This is a genomic window from Streptomyces xylophagus, from assembly GCF_000716435.1.
Classification (GTDB): Bacteria; Actinomycetota; Actinomycetes; order Streptomycetales; family Streptomycetaceae; genus Streptomyces; species Streptomyces xylophagus.
In genome coordinates this window covers 78,100-97,556 of record NZ_JNWO01000019.1, presented here as the reverse complement: position 1 = coordinate 97,556, position 19,457 = coordinate 78,100, and the positions used below count along the sequence as shown (strand labels likewise).

Below are 19,457 nucleotides of genomic sequence, written 5' to 3'. Positions count from 1 at the left end.
CCGGCCTTGTGGGACCGGCGAATCACCTCGCCTCCGCGCACCCTCCCGTACCTGCCGCAGACCCTCGATGACCGACGGGTCAGCGCGCCTCCCGCGCCCCCTCCAGCACCTGACGCAGCCCCTCGGTGAGTTGCACCGCGTCCGGCGCGGTCTTCGGGTCGAAGGTCCACTGCATGATGAGACCGGACATCACGACCATGTAGAACGCGCCGAGGGTGTCGGCGGTCTCGTCCGACACCTCCTCCTCCGGTACGCCCATGAGCAGCGAGACCAGTCCTCGGCCACCCTCGCGCTGCGCGAGGGACAACTGGTCGCGGGCCTCCGGGAGTTGGTCGCCCATCGCCATGATCTCCCCGCTGAGCCGCCACATCGAGCCCGGTTCGCGCAGGGAGGCGACGACGTTCGCCCACACCTCCCTGAACCGCTCCAGCGAACCCGGCGCCCCCTCGAGCCGGTCACCCCACTCGAAGGACATCTCGTCCACGAGCGCGACGTAGGCCTGCGCGAGCAGCGCGTCCTTCGAGCCGTAGTGGTAGCCGATGGACGCGAGGTTCGTCCCCGACTCCTTGACGATGTCGCGCGCCGTCGTCCGCGCGAACCCCTTCTCCAGCAGGCAGCGCTTCGCGCCTTCGAGCAGATCCTCACGGTGTCCCATGCCCACCACCCTACTGCCGATCCATACAACCGTCCTAGACGCACGATTTATACGCACGGCCTAGACGGTCGACTTACACACCCGTCATAGACAAGCGTTTAATACGTGCGTACATTCGCTGTCATGACGAACTCACCGAGCTCGACGAACTCGACCGACCCCGCGAGCTGCACCCCCAACTCCCGTGCCGGGCGCCGTGAATGGACCGCCCTCGGCGTCCTGATGCTTCCGCTACTCCTCGTCTCGATGGACGTCTCCGTCCTCTACTTCGCCATCCCGGCGATCAGCGCGGACCTGGAGCCCAGCGGCACCCAGCAGCTGTGGATCTTCGACATCTACGCCTTCGTCCTGGCCGGCCTGCTGATGACGATGGGCTCGGTCGGCGACCGCATCGGCCGCCGCAGGCTCCTCCTGATCGGCGCGGCGGCCTTCGGCACCGCATCCCTGATCGCGGCCTACGCGAACAGCGCCGAGACCCTCATCGCCGCCCGCGCGGTCCTCGGCATCGGCGGCGCCACCCTGATGCCCTCGACGATGGCGCTGCTGCGCACGATGTTCACCGACCCCGGCCAGCGCGCGAAGGCGATCGGCCTGTGGTCGGGCGTGATGACCGCCGGTGTCGCGCTCGGCTCGGTGCTGAGCGGTGTCCTGGTCCAGTACTTCTGGTGGGGCTCGGTCTTCCTGATCAACCTGCCCGCGATGGCCCTGCTCCTGCTCATCGGCCCGTTCCTGCTCCCCGAGTCGAAGAACCCCGCCCCCGGCCCCTTCGACTGGCCGAGCGTCCCGTTGTCCCTGGCAGCCGTCCTGCCCGTGATCTACGGCCTCAAGGAGATCCCGTCCGAGGGCTGGCACGTCCAGTACGTCGTCTCGATCACGGTCGGTCTGCTCTTCGCAACCCTCTTCGTCCACCGTCAGCGCACGACCGCGTCCCCGATGATCGACCCGTCCCTCTTCCGCGCCCGGGGCTTCACCCCTTCGGTCGTCCTCAACCTCGTCTCCGCCTTCGGCATGATGGGCTCGGCCTTCTTCACCACGCAGTACCTGCAGTCGGTGCTCGGCAAGAGTTCGATGGAGGCGGCCCTGTGGGCACTGCTCCCCTCGGTGCCGATCGGCATGGCGGCCCCGCTGGCAACGACCCTCGTACAGAAGGGAGTTGACCGCGCCCACGTCGTCGCGGCCGGCTTCGCCCTCGCCTCCGCCGGCTACGGCATGCTGGCCCTCACCGGCACGGATTCCCTCTGGCTGTCCCTGGCCGCCGCCGGTGTCCTCGCCTCCGGGACCGTCATGGTGATGTCCCAGATCATGGACCTCGCGATGGGCAGCGCGCCGGTGGAGAAGGCGGGGGTGGCATCCTCACTGATGGAAACGGGAGCCGAGTTCGGCGGCGCCCTCGGCATGGCCCTGCTGGGCTCCATCGGTACGGCCGTCTACCGCCACGGCATCCCCGCCTCGGCCCCCGCCCCGGCCCACGAGACCCTCGGCGGAGCCCTCGCCGTCGCCCGTCAGCTACCGGGGCGCACGGGAGACGCCCTGACCGCGACCGCACGGCAGGCCTTCACCGACGGCATGCACGGCGCGGCGATCGCGGGTGCGGTGCTGCTGCTGGGGGCGGCCTTCGCGGCGGCGCGGACTCTGCGGGGGCTGCGGGTACCGGTCCAGGAGACCCCTGCGGAGGATGCGGCGAAGACCTCGGTGTGAGCCCCAACTGCACAGAAACGCCGGGCGGGTTGAGGATCGTCTCCTCAACCCGCCCGGCGTTCACGCACACACGCGGTCGGTGCCCTTTCAACGCCGGCCGGCAACATCCAGCCTGTCCGGCGCCTTTTCAACACAGGCCCGCAAATCCAGCCCACCCGGCGCTTTTTCAACCCGGGCCGGCACAATCCAGCCCGTCCGGCGCCTCTTCAACCCGGACCGGCACAATCCAGCCCGTCCGGCGCCTCTTCAACCCAGGCCGCCAACATCCAACCCGCCGGCACCTTTCAACCCAGGCCGCCAATACTCAGCCCGTCCGGCGTTTGAGGACGAGGCCCCTTCAGGGCCGATGGGGGTCTGGGGGCGGAGCCCCCAGCACCACCTCAGCCTCGGACCAGGTTCAGACGAGGTTGACCGAACGAGCCGACGTCGCCCCGATCTCCTCGGCCACCTCCGCGAGCACACCCGCCGCCACCGTGTCATCGACGGTCAGCACGGCAAGCGCCTCGCCCCCCGCCACCGACCGCGACACCTGCATCCCGGCGATGTTGATCCCGGCCTCACCGAAGACACGACCGACCGTGCCGACAACCCCGGGACGGTCCTCGTACCGCAGCACCACCATGTGGTCGGCGAGCGCGAGGTCGACGTCGTAGTCGCCGACCGCGACGATCTTCTGCAGGTTCTTGGGTCCGGCCAGCGTGCCGGAGACCGCGACCTCCTCGCCGCTGCTCAGCGTGCCGCGCACGGTGACGACGTTGCGGTGGTCGGCGGACTCGGAGCTGGTCGTCAGCCGTACCTCGACGCCGCGCTCCTGCGCGAACAGCGGGGCGTTGACGTACGACACGGTCTCGTCGACGACGTCCTCGAACACGCCCTTGAGCGCGGACAGTTCGAGCACCTTGACGTCGTGCTGGGTGATCTCGCCGTAGACCTCGACGTCGAGGCGGACCGCGACCTCGCCCGCCAGCGCGGTGAAGATGCGGCCGAGCTTCTCGGCGAGCGGGAGGCCCGGCTTGACGTCCTCGGCGATGACGCCGCCCTGGACGTTGACCGCGTCGGGGACGAGTTCACCGGCGAGCGCGAGACGCACCGACTTGGCGACCGAGACACCGGCCTTCTCCTGCGCCTCGTCCGTGGAGGCGCCGAGGTGCGGGGTGGAGACGACCTGGTCGAACTCGAAGAGCGGGGAGTCCGTGCAGGGCTCCTTCGCGTACACGTCGAGGCCGGCACCGGCGACGCGGCCCTCCTTGAGCGCGGAGTACAGCGCCTCCTCGTCGACGATCCCGCCGCGCGCGGCGTTGACGATCCGCACGGTCGGCTTGACCTTACGCAGCGCCTCGTCGCCGATCAGACCGACCGTCTCCGGGGTCTTGGGCAGGTGCACGGTGATGAAGTCGGAGACCTCGAGGAGTTCGTCCAACGAAAGGATCTTGACGCCCATTTGGGCAGCCCGCGCGGGCTGGATGTAGGGGTCGTAGGCGACGACCTTCATCCCGAACGCGGACATGCGCTGCGCGACGAGCGCGCCGATGCGTCCCAGACCCACGACACCGAGGGTCTTCTCGGCCAGCTCCACGCCCGTGTACTTGCTGCGCTTCCACTCGCCGTTCTTCAGCGCGGCGTTGGCCTGCGGGATGTGGCGTGCGGTCGCCAGCAGCAGACCGCAGGCCAGTTCGGCGGCGGTGACGATGTTCGAGGTGGGGGCGTTGACGACCATCACGCCGGCCTTGGTGGCGGCGGAGACGTCCACGTTGTCCAGGCCGACGCCGGCTCGTGCGACGACCTTCAGCTTCTTCGCGGCGGCGACCGCCTCGGCGTCGACCTTGGTGGCCGAGCGGATCAGGATCGCGTCCACGTCGGCGATCGCGGGGAGCAGCTCGCCCCGGTCGGCGCCGTTGCAGTGCCGGATCTCGAAGTCCGGGCCAAGGGCGTCCACGGTCGCGGGCGACAGCTCTTCAGCGATGAGTACGACAGGTTTCGAGCTCACGTGAGTCCTCACAAGTCCATTGCGTGCGGACGGCCGTCCCGACGGCCGCAGGCGGTGGAGGTACGGGCCGCGTGGAGACGCACGACGCTGTGGGCCTGACGCGTATGTAGTACGGCAGTGTAGTGGCGCGGCGAGGGGCGTCTTACGCCTCTGCGGAAGGATCACCCGTCCGAGGCTGGACGGGTTGGACAAAGGGGCCGGAGCGTTCGCTCCAGCCCCTGTGCCTCAGGACTTACGCCTCTTCGTCGACCCAGCTCATCAGCTTGCGGAGCTGCTTGCCGGTCGTCTCCAGCAGGGACTCGGCGTCCTTCTGCTTGTACTCGTTGTACTTCTTCAGACCGCCGTGGTACTCGGCCATCCACTCACGCGCGAAGGTGCCGTCCTGGATCTCGGCGAGGACCTGCTTCATCGTGGCCTTGGTCTCGTCCGTGATGATCCGCGGGCCGGTGACGTAGTCGCCCCACTCGGCGGTCTCGGAGATCGACCAGCGCATCTTCTCCAGGCCGCCCTCGTACATGAGGTCGACGATGAGCTTCAGCTCGTGCAGGCACTCGAAGTACGCGATCTCGGGCTGGTAACCGGCCTCGGTCAGCGTCTCGAAACCGGCCTTGACCAGCGCGGCCGTACCACCGCAGAGCACGGCCTGCTCACCGAACAGGTCGGTCTCGGTCTCCTCGGTGAAGGTCGTCTTGATGACGCCGGCGCGGGTGCCGCCGATGCCCTTCGCGTACGACAGCGCGAGCGCGAAGCCGTTGCCGGTCGCGTCCTGCTCGACGGCCGCGATACACGGAACGCCGCGGCCCTCTTCGTACTGGCGGCGGACGAGGTGGCCCGGGCCCTTGGGGGCGACCATGCAGACGTCGACGCCGGCCGGGGGCTTGATGAAGTCGAAGCGGATGTTCAGGCCGTGGCCGAAGAACAGCGCGTCGCCGTCGTTGAGGTTGTCCTTGATGGACTCCTCGTAGACCTGGGCCTGGATCGGGTCCGGCACCAGGATCATGATGACGTCGGCCTCGGCGGCGGCCTCGGACGGCGTCACCACGCGCAGGCCCTGCTCCTCGGCCTTCGCCTTGGACTTGGAGCCCTCGTGCAGACCGACGCGCACGTCGACGCCCGAGTCACGGAGCGACAGCGCGTGGGCGTGGCCCTGGCTGCCGTAGCCGATGACCGCGACCTTGCGGCCCTGGATGATGGACAGGTCGGCGTCGGCGTCGTAGAACAGCTCGGCCACTTTGGGTTCTCTCCTTGGTGTGCAGGTGTTGCGTCCCACCGTATGACGGCGGTGGGAATCGAAGTTCGGGGGTCTCGGAATGCGGGCGGCCGGGGCCGCCCGCACACGGGTCTACGCGGACCGGTCGAGGGAGCGCAGCGAGCGGTCGGTGATGGAGCGGGCGCCGCGGCCGATGGCGATCGTGCCGGACTGGACCAGCTCCTTGATGCCGTACGGCTCCAGCATCTTGAGCATGGCGGACAGCTTGTCGCTGGAGCCGGTGGCCTCGACGGTGACGGCCTCCGGGGAGACGTCGACGGTCTTGGCGCGGAAGAGCTGGACGATCTCGACGATCTGGGAGCGCGTCTCGTTGTCGGCGCGCACCTTCACCAGAACGAGTTCGCGCTGAACCGCGGAACCCGCTTCCAGTTCGACGATCTTCAGCACGTTGACGAGCTTGTTGAGCTGCTTGGTGACCTGTTCGAGCGGGAGTGCCTCGATCACGTTCACCACGATCGTGATGCGGGAGATCTCCGGGTGTTCGGTGACCCCGACGGCGAGGGAGTCGATGTTGAAGCCTCGCCGGGAGAACAGGGCGGTGATCCGGGCGAGGACACCGGGCTTGTTCTCGACCAGGACGGAGAGCGTGTGCTTGGACATTTCTCGTTCGTCTCTCTCGCTCAGTCGTCTTCGTTGTCGCCGAAGTCGGGGCGGACGTCCCGGGCGAACATGACCTCGTCGTTGGAGGTGCCGGCCGCGACCATCGGCCACACCATGGCGTCCTCGTGGACGATGAAGTCGATCACGACGGGGCGGTCGTTGATCGAGTTCGCCTCCTCGATGACCTTGTCCAGCTCGTCCGGGGACTCGCAGCGGATCGCGTAACAGCCCATCGCCTCCGACAACTTGACGAAGTCGGGGATGCGGGTGCCGGCGCTCGGCTGCTTGCCGTCGGCCTCCGGGCCGCTGTGCAGCACGGTGTTGGAGTAGCGCTGGTTGTAGAACAGCGTCTGCCACTGGCGGACCATGCCGAGGGCGCCGTTGTTGATGATGGCGACCTTGATCGGGATGTTGTTCAGGGCGCAGGTGGTGAGTTCCTGATTGGTCATCTGGAAGCAGCCGTCGCCGTCGATCGCCCAGACCGTCCGGTCCGGGGCGCCGGCCTTGGCACCCATCGCGGCCGGGACCGCGTAGCCCATCGTCCCGGCGCCACCGGAGTTGAGCCAGGTCGCGGGCTTCTCGTACTGGATGTAGTGCGCGGCCCACATCTGGTGCTGACCGACGCCCGCCGCGAAGATCGTTCCCTCCGGGGCGAGTTGACCGACGCGCTCGATGACCTGCTGCGGGGAGAGCGAGCCGTTGTCGGGCTGCTCGTAGCCGAGCGGGTAGGTCTCGCGCCAGCGGTTGAGGTCCTTCCACCAGGCGCTGTAGTCGCCGGTGTGACCCTCGCTGTGCTCCTTCTGCACCGCCTGCACCAGGTCGGCGATGACCTCGCGGGCGTCCCCGACGATCGGCACGTCGGCGGCGCGGTTCTTGCCGATCTCCGCGGGGTCGATGTCGGCGTGGACGATCTTGGCGTACGGGGCGAAGCTGTCCAGCTTGCCGGTGACGCGGTCGTCGAAGCGGGCTCCGAGGGCGACGATCAGGTCGGCCTTCTGCAGCGCGGTGACGGCGGTGACCGCACCGTGCATGCCCGGCATTCCCACGTGCAGCTCGTGACTGTCGGGGAATGCGCCGAGCGCCATCAGGGTGGTGGTGACGGGCGCTCCGGTGAGTTCTGCGAGGACCTTCAGCTCGGCGGTGGCGTGGGCCTTGAGGACGCCGCCGCCGACGTAGAGGACGGGCCGCTTGGCCGAGGTGATCAGCTTGGCGGCCTCGCGGATCTGCTTGGCGTGCGGCTTGGTCACCGGGCGGTAGCCGGGCAGATCCATGACCGGCGGCCAGGAGAAGGTGGTCTTCGCCTGGAGGGCGTCCTTCGCGATGTCGACAAGGACCGGGCCCGGTCGTCCGGTGGAGGCAATGTGGAAGGCCTGCGCGATGACGCGCGGGATGTCCTCGGCCTTGGTGACCAGGAAGTTGTGCTTGGTGACCGGCATCGTGATGCCGACGATGTCCGCCTCCTGGAAGGCGTCCGTACCGATCGCCTTCGACGCGACCTGCCCGGTGATCGCCACGAGCGGCACCGAGTCCATGTGCGCGTCGGCGATCGGGGTCACCAGGTTGGTGGCGCCGGGCCCCGAGGTCGCCATGCAGACGCCGACCTTGCCGGTGGCCTGCGCGTAGCCGGTGGCCGCGTGGCCCGCGCCCTGCTCGTGCCGGACCAGGACGTGACGCACCCGCGTCGAGTCCATCAGCGGGTCGTACGCCGGAAGGATCGCACCGCCGGGGATGCCGAATACCGTGTCGGCCCCGACTTCCTCAAGAGAGCGGATGAGGGACTGCGCACCCGTGACGTGCTCGGGGGCGGACTGCTGTCCTCCGGATCGGGGCCGCGGCTGCGGATGGGCCCCGGTGGCCTGCTCGGTCATCGTCATTCTCTTCTCGATGCTGAGGGTTTTTGCGAGGTTTGTGCGGGGTTCTGCTGCTGCACGACTCGATCCTGTGCAACAAAAAACCCCTCGTGCCGTGAGGCAAGCGAGGGGAGCGCGCCGGGTGCGGTCGCTGGGAGTTCCGGGTCCGTCCGGACGTCACCAGCTTCAGCCGACGCGCTTTCCAAGTACGAGAATTCGGGTGCGCATGGCATTGACCCTCCCCCCGGCACGCACCGACTGTCAAGTGGGTGGGACGGGAGTCTCATTATGTGAACGGAGGGCTGTTCCGCCACCGAAAACGACCGGCACGTTACTGGTGTACACCCCCGCGCCGCCGCCCGCGAACGCGGGCTCGGCCGGGCCGTGCGGCACCGGATAGTGGCCGCAGGACAGGGCCCGGCGCAGCCGGTACTCGTCCAGCGGCCCGGAGAAGGCCATGCCCTGCCCGTGTGTGCAGCCCATCGCGCGCAGGGCGAGCACCTGTTCCGGCAGGTCCACCCCGTCGGCCACGGACTGGAGTCCGAGGTCTCCGGCGATCCGCAGCAGCCCGCTGGTGATCTTGTGCAGCCGCGCGGACTCGACGACGCCCTCGACCAGACTGCGGTCCAGTTTCAGTACGTCGACGGGCAGCCGCCGCAGCGTCGTGATGGCCGCGTAGCCGCTGCCGAAGCCGTCCAGCGCGACGCGGACACCGAGCCGCCGCAGCGCGGTCAGCCGCCGCTCCAGCTCGTCCAGGGAGACGCGCGGGTCGGTGTCGGCCAGCTCGATGACCAGCGAGCCGGACGGCAGCCCGTGCCGGGTGAGCAGGGCCTCGATCGAACCGAGCGGCATCGACTTGTCCAGCAGCCGCCGGGCGCTTATCCGTACGGCCACGGAGACGGCGAGCCCGGTCGCGGTGCGCTCGGCGGCCTGCTCCACGGCCTCCTCCAGCATCCAGCGCCCCAGCTCGGCGGTCTTGTCGCTGTCCTCGGCCACCCGCAGGAACTCGGCCGGCGTGAACAGCACCCCCTGCGACGAACGCCAGCGCGCCTGCGTGGACACCGACACGATCCGGCCGTCCGTCAGCGACACCACGGGCTGGTGCAGCAGCGCGAACTCGCCGTCGTGCAGCGCGGCCCGCAGCCGCGTGGCCAGCTCCGCCTTCCGTACGACGTCCTGCTGCATCTGCGGGGCGTACAGCTCGACCCGGCCCTTGCCCGCCCCCTTGGCGCGGTACATCGCGAGGTCGGCGTTGCGCAGCAACTCCCCCGCGCCCAGGCCCGGTTCGGCGAAGGCGACGCCGATGGAGGCGGCGACGCGGACATCGTTGCCGTCGATGAGGTACGGCTGGGACAGGGTGATCCTGAGGCGGTCGGCGAGTTCCATGATGTGCCGCTCGCGGGCGGCCCGGTCCCGGGTGCCGTCGCCGACGATCAGGGCCGCGAACTCGTCGCCGCCCAGCCGGGACGCGGTGTCGCCGTGCCGGACGGCGCCGTCGAGTCTGCGGGCGGCCTGGACGAGGAGTTCGTCCCCCGCCTGGTGCCCGATCGTGTCGTTGACGGCCTTGAAGCCGTCGAGGTCGATGAAGAGGACGGCCGTGCCTCGGTCGGTGGAGCGGCGGCCGGAGAGGGCCTGCTGGACGCGTTTGGTGAACAGGGCGCGGTTGGGCAGGTCGGTGAGCGGGTCGTGCTCGGCGTTGTGCTGCAACTGCGCCTGCAGGCGCACTCTTTCGGTCACGTCGCGGCTGTTGAAGATCAGGCCGCCGTGATGGCGGTTGACCGTCGACTCGACGTTCAGCCAGCCGCCGTCTCCGGAGCGGAAGCGGCACTCGATGCGGGTGGTGGACTCGTCGAAGGGGCTGGCGGTGAGGAAGCGGCGCACCTCGTGCACCACACAGCCCAGGTCCTCCGGGTGGATCAGCGAGGCCAGTTCGGTCCCGACCAGCTCCTCCGCGGCCTTGCCGTAGACACCGGCGGCGGCCGGGGAGACGTAGCGGAGGATGCCGTTCGGGGCGGCGATCATGATGACGTCGCTGGAGCCCTGCACCAGGGAGCGGAAGTGGTTCTCCTTCTGCGCCAACTCCTGGGTGAGGGTGATGTTGTCGAGCAGCATGATGCCCTGGCGCACCACGAGGGCGAGGACCACACAGCCCGCGGTGATGAGCACCACGCGGTCGGGGCTGCGGCCGTTGAGGACGTTGTAGAGAATCCCCAACGTGCAGACGGCGGCGGCGAGATACGGGGTGAGCGCGGCCAGTGAACCGGCGATGGGCCGGGTGGCCGGATACCGACCGTGGTCGGCGCCCTGGACGGGGGCCTGGTGGTGGATGCCGGTCCGCTGTCCGGGCCGGTGCTCGTGCACCACGCGTGTGTGCCCGTCGTCCTCGGGCTGGGTGTGCCGGGGCGTGGCCCAGGGGGCGTACGCGAGGAGCAGTGAGCCGGCGAACCAGCCCGCGTCGAGCAACTGGCCGGAGTGGTAGTTGTTGTGGAGCAGCGGCGAGGTGAACAGGGCGTCGCACATCACGGTCAGGGCCAGTGCGCCGATCGCGGTGTTCACCGCGGTGCGGTTGACCGAGGAGCGCCGGAAGTGCAGCGCGAGCACCATGCTGACCAGGGCGATGTCGAGCAGCGGGTACGCCAGGGACAGCGCGGTGTGGGCCACGCTCGGCCCGTCGAACTTGGCGGCCTGGGCCAGCGCGAGGCTCCAGGACAGCGTGAGCAGCGAGCCCCCGATCAGCCAGGCGTCCAGCGCCAGACAGACCCAACCGGCCTTCGTGACAGGCCTTTTGGCCAGCACCAGGAGGCCGACGATGGCGGGCGGCGCGAAGCACAGGAAGAACAGATCGGCGAAACTGGGGCTGGGCACGGGTCGTTCCAGCACGACCTCGTACCACCCCCAGACTCCGTTGCCCAGCGCCGCCATCGCCGAGGAGAGCGAGAACAGCAGCCAGGCGGGTCGAAAGCGGATACGGCGGCTGCGCGCGTAGAGGAAGCACGAGACGGCGGCGGTACCGGCTGCCGCGCTGAGCCCGAAGTCGCCCATGATCAGGGCGACTTGGTGCGACCCCCAGTCGAGCGCGGAACCGACGGCGTATCCCGCGCACACCAGGGCCAGGACGAGTTGCTGGACCAGGCTCCATCCGCCGCCGGAGGCCGGCGGTCGAGGCAGCCGCGCTCCCGGTGAAGTCCGGTCCCGGAGCGCCCCGTTGAGGGTGGTCGTCGGAGACGGTGGCGAACTCACCGGTCCCTCCCGGTCCGTGTCGCTCCCCGGTCCCGCGGGGCCCGGTGCGCCGGATGAGCGTGCCGTCGGCGGCTGTTGTGCCTGCGGTGGTGGTGACTGTGGTGGCTGTGATGTCCGCCGTGACTGCTGTGGCTGCCGTGATTTCCGTGGTGGCCGCGTCTGGCCGCGGCGGCGCGCCAGGGTCGCCGTCGGCGGCCCCGCCGCGTCGGATCGCTCGTCCATAGGCCGTGCATCGCCCGTCGCCCCCCTCACAGTCTGAAATGTCCAACCCCGGCGCCGAACGGTGCGCGGCGCAGCCCCTGCCGGGACGATACACCAGTCTCGTCACTCAGGGACATAGTTCCTCTACGCTCCGTGACGACCAGCGGAGATGCGTGCACGCACCGCTTCCGGAAGGTTGCGGAGGGTACCGGAAGCGGATGACACGCTTGTTGCGACTACCCCGTTGGGCCCGTCGTAAGGATCACGTTGCGCAACGGCTCCCGGTTCACAAACCGTCCCAACTGGTCCACCACCAGACGCTTCGCACGCGGCAGGAAGGCCGAAGTGGGCCCGCCGACATGGGGACTGATCAGCACGCCGGGCGCCTGCCACAACGGGTGTCCCTGGGGCAGCGGTTCGGGGTCGGTGACGTCCAACGCGGCGGTGATACGGCCGCTTTCCAGCTCCGCGAGCAGCGCCTTGGTGTCGACGACGGGACCGCGGGCCACGTTGACCAGCAGCGCCCCGTCCTTCATCCGGGCCAGGAACTCGGCGTCGACGAGGTGCCGGGTGGTGTCGTCGAGGGGCGTGGAGAGGATGACGACGTCGGCTTCCGGGAGCAGGGCGGGGAGTTCGGCGAGCGGATGCACCGGTCCGCGCTCGGTGGTGCGCGCGGAGCGCGCCACCCGCGCCACCCGCGCGAGCTCGAACGGAGTGAGCCGGTCCTCGATGGCGGAGCCGATGGCGCCGTAGCCGACGATGAGGACCGACTTGTCCGCGAGCGCCGGGTGGAAGTCCCCCTGCCAGTGCTCCTGTTGCTGCGCCCGCACGAATCCCGGGATGCCGCGCAGCGAGGCGAGGGTCAGTGCGAGCGCGAGCTCGGCGGTGCTCGCCTCGTGCACTCCGCGCGCGTTGCACAGCCGCACACCCGGGACGATGGAGGAGAGGCTCGCGGTCATGTCGTCGACGCCGGCCGTGAGCGTCTGGATGACCTGGAGATTCCGCATGTGCTCCAGCGGCCGGGTCTTCACGGGGTGACGCTTCATGTACGGCACTACGTATACGAGGCAGTCCGCGGGATCGCCGGGGAACTCCTGATCGCCGTCCTCACCCCCGTCCCAGAACAGGTAGTTGAGGCCCTCGGGAAGCCCTTCGATCTCCGCCGGCGGGATGGGCAGCCACACGTCAACAGTCATGGTCGAGAGGCTATGTCAGGCACGCGCGCGTGCAGAGGTTAGGTTTGTGGGCCAGGAGAGGGAGGGTCACGAGCAGGTGGAGCGCAGGACGATCGGTGCGGGGGCGCTCGCTTTGGGAGCCGTCGGACTCGGCTGCATGCCGATGAGTTGGGCGTACAGCGGGTCGCGGCAACGGGGCGACGAGTCGGTCAGGGCCGTGCACCGGGCGCTCGATCTCGGCGTGACGCTTCTGGACACCGCCGACATGTACGGCCCGTTCACCAACGAGCTGTTGTTGGGGCGGGTGTTGAAGGAACGGCGCCAGGACGCGTTCGTGTCGACCAAGGTCGGCCTGCTGGTCGGCGAACAGCACATCGTGGCCAACGGCCGCCCCGGCTACGTGAAACGGGCCTGCGACGCCTCGCTGCGCCGCCTGCAGACCGACGTCATCGACCTCTACCAACTGCACCGCGCCGACCCCGAGGTCCCGGTCGAGGAGACCTGGGGTGCGATGGCGGACCTCGTACAGGCCGGAAAAGTAAGGGCGTTGGGGGTGTGCGCGGTCGGCGCCCGCGCCGCGCGCCGGCCCGGGGCACGGCTGCATGACGGAACGATCCGCCAACTCCAGCGCGTGCAGCAGGTGTTCCCGGTGAGCGCGGTGCAGGCCGAGCTGTCGGTGTGGTCGACGGAGGCGCTGGACGCGCTGCTGCCGTGGTGCGCGGCGCGCGGGGTCGGCTTCCTGGCGGCGATGCCCCTCGGCAACGGCTTCCTGACCGGCACCCTCACCCCGGGCGAGGGCTTCGAACCGGACGACGTCCGCGCCCGCCACCCCCGCTTCACCGCCGAGATGACCGCCGCGAACCAGCCGATCGTCGCCGGCCTGCGCCGGGTGGCCCGCCGGCACGGCGAGGACGTCACGCCCGCCCAGGTGGCCCTGGCGTGGACGCTGGCGCAGGGCCCGCACGTGGTGCCGGTACCGGGCACCAAGCAGGAGCGCTGGGTGACGGAGAACGCGGGGGCGGCGGGACTGCGGCTGACGGCGGAGGACCTGACGGAGGTGGCGGGGCTGCCGGCGGCGCTGGGGTCGTGGGACTGACGGCGGGATCGGTCGCGCGAGGGCAACGGCTCGATCGTGCGTCGGTACGCGGTGATCGGGAACCCCTGCGGCGCGAGCGGTGTATGAAAAGTAGAACCAGCCACAGGGGCAGGCCCGGGAGAGCCCGCCGTAGCCACCGTAGGAACCCGTCCGTCGAAGGGACCTGATCGTGCAACGTCGAGTCGTGTCGGCCGCCCTGGCCGTGACCGCGCTCCTGCTGACGGCCGGCTGCTCCTCCGACGGCGGAGGAGGCTCCCCGGACAACGGCACGAGCGCGTCGTCCGGCGACAGCGGTACGGCGACGGGGGCGTCCCCCTCCGCGCAGGCCGCCGAGCAGCCCCCGCCCGCCAAGGGCACGGTGAAGGTGCTGCGCACGGTCACCACGGGACTGAAGACCCCGTGGGGCCTCGCCCCGCTGCCCGGCGGGGATCTCCTCGTCTCCTCCCGCGACGACGGGACGATCACCCGGATCACCGAGAAGACCGGCAAGAAGACCGAGCTGGGCAACGTGTCCGGGGTGTCCCCGGCCGGTGAGGGCGGCCTCCTCGGCATCGCGCTCTCGCCGGACTACGCCTCGGACCACATGATCTACGCCTACTTCACCTCGGACTCGGACAACCGCATCGTCCGCATGCTGTACGACGAGAAGAAGCCCGCCGGTGAACAGCTCGGGGCGCCCGACACGGTCTTCAAGGGCATCCCCAAGGGCTATATCCACAACGGCGGCCGGATCGCCTTCGGCCCGGACGGGATGCTGTACGCGGGCACGGGCGAGAGCGGTCAGCGGGGTCTCGCGCAGGACAAGAAGTCCCTGGGCGGCAAGATCCTGCGGCTGACCCCGGAGGGCGACCCGGCGCCGGGCAACCCCTTCCCGAACTCGCCGGTGTACACCTACGGCCACCGCAATGTGCAGGGTCTCGCCTGGGACTCCAAGCAGCGGCTGTTCGCCTCGGAGTTCGGCCAGGACACCTGGGACGAGCTGAACGCGATCAAGCCGGGCGACGACTACGGCTGGCCGAACGCTGAAGGCAAGAGCAGCGACCCCAAGTACCACAACCCGATCGCCCAGTGGCACACGGACGACGCCTCCCCCAGCGGCATCGCCTATGCCGAGGGCTCCATCTGGATGGCGGGGCTGAAGGGGCAGCGCCTGTGGCGCATCCCGCTGGACGGCACGAAGGCGTCGGCCGCCCCGCAGGCCTTCCTCACCGGCGAGTACGGCCGGCTGCGCACGGTGGTGTCGGCCGACGGCGGCAAGCTGTGGCTGGTGACCAGCAACACGGACGGCCGGGGCACGCCTAAGTCGGGGGACGACCGGATTCTGGAGCTTCAGGTGACGTAGCGGACGCGTCGGCAGCAGGGTCCGGCAGGCGTACGACGACCTTGCCGGACTCCAGGTCTATCGGCCCGCGCCCGGGGTCTCCGTCGGCGACGTCGACCCTGGTCAGCTCCAGCCGGTTGGCCTCGTCCTGGGTGTGCTTGCGGCCCGGTGAGAACAACTCCTCGAACATGTTGAACACGGCGCCTCCCCTGTGCCGGTCCCCTACAGCGTACGACTCATCTCGCCGAGCGCGCGGTGAGCGGGTCGGGCGGGAACAGCTCCAGCCGGTGGGCGACGGCCGCGGCCTCTCCCCGGCCCGAGACGCCGAGCTTGCCGAGGATGTTCGAGACGTGGACGCTCGCGGTCTTCGGGGAGATGAAGAGTTCCTCGGCGATCTGCCGGTTGGTGCGGCCGGCGGAGACCAGGCGCAGCACGTCGCGCTCCCGGCTGGTGAGGCCGAGCGCCTCGACGGGGTCGGCGGGGACGGCTCTGGGCGCCGGGACCCTGGTGAGCGTCAGCCGGGCCCGCTGGGCGAGCAGGGCGACGGAGTCGGCGAGCGGGCGGGCACCGAGGTGCTCGGCGACGGCACCGGACAGGCGGAGGAGTTCGGTGGCGCGGTCGCGCTCGTCGTCCCCGCCGTCGGAGTCGGCGAGGAGGGCTTCGGCGAGGCGGTGCCGGACGCGGGCGAGGTCGTAGGGGCGCTCCAGGCATTCGAAGGCCGCGACCACCTCGGACCAGTCGTCCGGGGTGCCGCGTCCCTCGGCGTGCAACAGTTCGGCGCGCACCCAGCGTTCGTAGGCCCGCCAGACGGGGACGTTCGTGGCCACCGGCTTGGCGGCTTGCCGGATGCGGTCGAGGATCTTGGGGCGGCCGGGCTCGGCGACGGGCAGGCCCTTTGCCTGGTTCTCCGCGACGGCGGCGGTGAGCAGCAGGGGCCAGACGTCGAACTGTGTGCCGGGGCGGAAGCCGGAGTCCAGGATCTCTTCGAGGGTGGCCCGGGCGTCCAGGAGGCGGCCTTCAGCGGCGGCGATCTGGATCGCGATCCGCTCCAGCGGCTGATGGTGCTGGGGTGCGACGTCAAGGGTGCCGAAGTGCTCGCGGGCCGCGGCCAGTTGGCGACGGGCCTCGGCCACATCGCCCCGGGCGAGCGCGAGTTCGGCGCGGAGCGTGGCGTGGAAGCCGCGCGGCTTGGACCGCCGGCTCACCCGCTCCGCCTTGGTCACGGCCTCGGTGGCCTCGTCCCAACGCCCCAGGGTGAACAGGGATTCGGCGAGGTTTCCCCAGATCCAGGCCTCTTTGTCGAACTGGCCGAACTTCTTGGCGTAGGCGAGCCCCGTCTCCAGGATCGGCACGGCCTCGCGGGAGCGGCCGACCGTCTCGAGGGAGGACGGAAGGTTGACATAGCTGCGTCCGGCGACGGTGGTGATGCCCTCGGCGACCGTGCGTTCGTTGACCTCGGCCAGTTCGGCGAGGCCCGCTTCGACGTCGCCGGAGGCGACCATGAGGCCGGCCAGGGTGAGGCGGGCGTCCATCTCGATCTCGCGGGCGCCCACCATGCGCGCGTACTCGACGGCGCGCTCGGCGGCCACGTAGGCGTCCGGGCCGGGCACATGGACCATGGACCAGCCGGCGACCTGGGCCAGTACTTCGGCGTGCACTTCGGAGGGCGGCAGTCCGCGGACCAGCTCCTGGGCGGCGGCCAGTTCGGGCCAGCCGTCGCCGCGGGCCTGGTGCCGGACCAGGACGGAGCGCTGCACCCAGAACCAGGCGGCCCGCAGCGGGTCCCCCTCGTCCTCCAGGAGATGCAGCGCCCGCTTGGTGATCTTCAGGGCGCGCTCGCGCTCCCCGCTCAGCCGCCCGGCGACGGCGGCCTCCGCCATCAGGTCGAGGTAGCGCAGCGGTGTGGTCTCCGGGTCGCAGCCGCAGGGCGGGTAGACCTCGGTGTAGTCGACGGGGCGCAGACCGGCCCGTACGGCGTCGGGGACGGTGTCCCACAGCTCCATCGCCCGCTCCAGGAGCCGCAGTTGCTCGGAGTGGGCGTGCCGGCCGCGGGCCGCCACGGAGGCGTCCAGGACGGCGGGGAGGGCCTTGGCGGGGTCGTGGGCGTGGTACCAGTAGCTCGCCAGGCGCATGACGCGCTGGTCGGCGGGGACGAGCGTCGGGTCGGCCTCGAGGGCTTCGGCGTAGCGGCGGTTGAGGCGGGAGCGCTCGCCGGGCAGCAGGTCGTCGCCGACCGCCTCGCGGACCAGGGAGTGGCGGAAGCGGTAGCCGTCGTCGCCGGGTGCGGCCTGGAGGATGTTGGCGCCGACGCCGGCCCGCAGCGCCTCGATGAGGTCGTCCTCGGCGAGCCGGGCGACGGCGGCGAGCAGTCGGTACTCCACGGTGGAGCCGCCCTCGGCGACGATCCGGGCGACCCGCTGGGCGCTCTCGGGCAGTGACTCGACCCGGACGAGGAGCAGGTCGCGCAGGGTGTCGGTGAGGCTGGAGCGGCAGCCGTCGTGCGCGGCGACGGCGAGTTCCTCGACGAAGAAGGCGTTGCCGTCGGAGCGTTCGAAGATCTCGTCGACCTGGGCGGGGTCCGGTTCGGCGGCGCGGATGCCGGCGATCTGGCGGCCCACCTCCTGCCGGTTGAAACGGCCGAGCTCGATACGGCGGACCGTGCGGAGCCGGTCGAGTTCGGCGAGGAGGGGGCGCAGCGGGTGGCGGCGGTGGATGTCGTCGGCGCGGTAGGTGGCGAGGACGACGAGACGGCCGGTTCGCAGGGTGCGGAAGAGGTAGGCGAGGAGGTGGCGGGTGGAGGCGTCGGCCCAGTGCAGGTCCTCCAGGGCGACGACGACCGTGCGGTCGGCGGCGACGCGCTCCAGGAGGCGCGCGGTGAGTTCGAAGAGGCGGGCCATGCCCTCCTCGTCCTGCCGGCGGGCGCGGCGGTCGGTGGGCGCCTCCGCCAACTCGGGGAGCAGTCGGGCGAGTTCCTCCTCCTGGCCGGCGGCCGCCGCGGACAGCTCCTCGGGCAGTTCGCGGCGCAGGGCGCGCAGGGCGGTGGAGAACGGGGCGAAGGGCAGTCCGTCCGCGCCGATCTCGACACAGCCGCCGAGGGCGACGACGGCGCCCCGGCGGCAGGCGGTGGTGGCGAACTCCTCGACCAGCCGGGTCTTGCCGACGCCGGCCTCGCCGCCCAGCAGCAACGCCTGCGGCTCGCCCGCGGCGGCGCGGGCGAGCGCATCGTTCAGCGTGTCCAACTCGTCGGCGCGGCCGACGAAGACCGGACTGACGGACCTGGTCTCCACAGATCCGAGCATGTCACGCGGGTCTGACAACGCGGCACCCGTTTTCTGGAGGGCTGCCGCGGAGCCGTTCACCACGCGCGGGCGAACAGGTGCCTGCGGGGGCGCTGGGTATGCACCTCCCCCTCGGCGGCCTGCCTGGCCTGCTCGCGGCGGGCGGCGCGACGGCTGCGGACGGCCTCGCGGGCCAGCCGCTCTTCGGCGGCCTGACGGCGGAGTTCGGCGGAACGCATCTGGTGGAGTTCGTACTCGTACATCTCAAGTCCCTTGGAAGTGGCGGTTTCTGGCTTCGCTTTCTGCGATGCCTCAACCTTCGTCTCCAAGGGGGGTCCGCCACATCGGGAGAGTTCCGCATCTTGCGGGGCCGGGCGGGCCTTAGACGTGCGTAAGGGGTCTTAGGGCCTCCGTAAGGTGCTTACGAAGGCCCTAAGACCCCTGGTGAACTGCGGTGACTCAGGTCGCGGACGGCAGGCTGAGCAGGACGTCGGTGTACTTGAGGACGGCCAGGAGCAGGCCTACGACGCCGAGCGCGACGCCCGCCCAGGCGACCGACTTGATCCAGGTGGCCTGCGGCTTGCCGGGGGTGCCGAACGCGGGCCGGACCAGGGCCGCGACACCCACGAGGGCGCCCACCAGCGCGAAGATGCCGGCCCACAGCGCGGTGGTGTGCCAGGCGTCGCCGTAAACCTCCTTGATCTGGGTGGCCACGCTCGCGGTGGAGGCGGTGTGGAGCTGACCGACGAGGGTCTCGCGGGCGGCGGCGACGGAGCCGATCCAGCCGCCGGAGAGCGAGATGAAGCCGAGCGCGGCGGAGACCACGGCGGCGGCGCCCTGGCCGACGCCGGAGGGGCCCTCCGGCTGCTCCAGCCGGAGCTTCGCGAGCTCGGCCGCGTACTCCTCCTCGGAGAGGTCGTCCTCGTCCTCGGCGGCTTCGGCCTCGGTGTTCGCGGTCTCCGGCTCGGTCACTTCCTCGTCGGTCTTGGTGACATCGACGGTTTCCGCGTCGCTCTTCACCTCGGTGGCCTCGTTCGCGGCCTCGTCAACAGTCTTGGTACCCATGGTGCGCACGGTAGGGGTGAT

General features: G+C 70.4%; 14 protein-coding genes. 3 read left to right on the top strand and 11 right to left on the bottom strand.

All coding sequences use genetic code 11. From position 1 onward, the window contains the following. Positions 1 to 79: 79 nt before the first annotated feature. Positions 80 to 655, bottom strand: a complete 576-nt coding sequence (locus tag OO70_RS34685) for a TetR/AcrR family transcriptional regulator (RefSeq protein WP_043680270.1) — start codon at positions 653 to 655, stop codon at positions 80 to 82. Positions 656 to 778: 123 nt separating this feature from the next. Between OO70_RS34685 and OO70_RS34680 the strand changes: the two genes are divergently transcribed. Then, positions 779 to 2,353, top strand: a complete 1,575-nt coding sequence (locus tag OO70_RS34680; RefSeq protein WP_043680268.1) for an MFS transporter — start codon at positions 779 to 781, stop codon at positions 2,351 to 2,353. Positions 2,354 to 2,750: 397 nt separating this feature from the next. Here OO70_RS34680 and serA read toward each other — a convergent pair whose 3' ends face one another. The 6 genes from serA to OO70_RS34650 form a co-directional block, all read right to left on the bottom strand. After that, positions 2,751 to 4,340, bottom strand: coding sequence for a phosphoglycerate dehydrogenase (gene serA / locus OO70_RS34675; RefSeq protein WP_043680266.1), 1,590 nt, complete (start codon positions 4,338 to 4,340; stop codon positions 2,751 to 2,753). A 232-nt stretch (positions 4,341 to 4,572) separates the two neighbouring features. Further along, positions 4,573 to 5,571 (bottom strand): ketol-acid reductoisomerase, encoded by a 999-nt coding sequence (gene ilvC / locus OO70_RS34670; protein WP_043680264.1) that lies wholly within the window; start codon positions 5,569 to 5,571, stop codon positions 4,573 to 4,575. Between the two features lie 111 nt (positions 5,572 to 5,682). Next, a complete protein-coding gene (gene ilvN / locus OO70_RS34665) occupies positions 5,683 to 6,210 on the bottom strand; it encodes an acetolactate synthase small subunit (protein ID WP_043680260.1) in 528 nt (175 codons plus the stop codon). Positions 6,211 to 6,230: 20 nt separating this feature from the next. Next, a complete protein-coding gene (locus OO70_RS34660) occupies positions 6,231 to 8,084 on the bottom strand; it encodes an acetolactate synthase large subunit (protein WP_043680257.1) in 1,854 nt (617 codons plus the stop codon). A 237-nt stretch (positions 8,085 to 8,321) separates the two neighbouring features. Beyond that, positions 8,322 to 11,300, bottom strand: coding sequence for a putative bifunctional diguanylate cyclase/phosphodiesterase (locus tag OO70_RS34655; protein WP_043680253.1), 2,979 nt, complete (start codon positions 11,298 to 11,300; stop codon positions 8,322 to 8,324). 437 nt (positions 11,301 to 11,737) lie between these two features. Then, positions 11,738 to 12,697 carry a 2-hydroxyacid dehydrogenase gene (locus OO70_RS34650; RefSeq protein WP_234337014.1) on the bottom strand — a complete coding sequence of 320 codons (960 nt, stop codon included), beginning with the start codon at positions 12,695 to 12,697 and terminating at the stop codon, positions 11,738 to 11,740. Between the two features lie 76 nt (positions 12,698 to 12,773). Here OO70_RS34650 and OO70_RS34645 point away from each other — a divergent pair, with 76 nt between their 5' ends. After that, positions 12,774 to 13,772 carry an aldo/keto reductase gene (locus OO70_RS34645; RefSeq protein WP_043680247.1) on the top strand — a complete coding sequence of 333 codons (999 nt, stop codon included), beginning with the start codon at positions 12,774 to 12,776 and terminating at the stop codon, positions 13,770 to 13,772. 184 nt (positions 13,773 to 13,956) lie between these two features. After that, on the top strand, positions 13,957 to 15,114 hold the full coding sequence (locus OO70_RS34640) for a PQQ-dependent sugar dehydrogenase (RefSeq protein ID WP_043680244.1): 1,158 nt from the start codon (positions 13,957 to 13,959) through the stop codon (positions 15,112 to 15,114). Here the strand turns inward: OO70_RS34640 and OO70_RS52920 are convergent. From OO70_RS52920 to OO70_RS34625, 4 genes are all read right to left on the bottom strand, one after another. Further along, on the bottom strand, positions 15,071 to 15,292 hold the full coding sequence (locus OO70_RS52920; protein WP_078651676.1) for a DUF6191 domain-containing protein: 222 nt from the start codon (positions 15,290 to 15,292) through the stop codon (positions 15,071 to 15,073). The two genes, OO70_RS34640 and OO70_RS52920, sit on opposite strands and share 44 nt — an antisense overlap. A gap of 37 nt (positions 15,293 to 15,329) precedes the next feature. Continuing rightward, on the bottom strand, positions 15,330 to 18,392 hold the full coding sequence (locus OO70_RS34635) for a helix-turn-helix transcriptional regulator (protein ID WP_043680241.1): 3,063 nt from the start codon (positions 18,390 to 18,392) through the stop codon (positions 15,330 to 15,332). 56 nt (positions 18,393 to 18,448) lie between these two features. Beyond that, entirely contained in the window at positions 18,449 to 18,634 is a 186-nt protein-coding gene (locus OO70_RS34630) for a hypothetical protein (RefSeq protein WP_043680238.1), read from the bottom strand. 196 nt (positions 18,635 to 18,830) lie between these two features. Continuing rightward, positions 18,831 to 19,436 carry a hypothetical protein gene (locus OO70_RS34625; protein ID WP_043680234.1) on the bottom strand — a complete coding sequence of 202 codons (606 nt, stop codon included), beginning with the start codon at positions 19,434 to 19,436 and terminating at the stop codon, positions 18,831 to 18,833. Between the last annotated feature and the right edge of the window lie 21 nt (positions 19,437 to 19,457).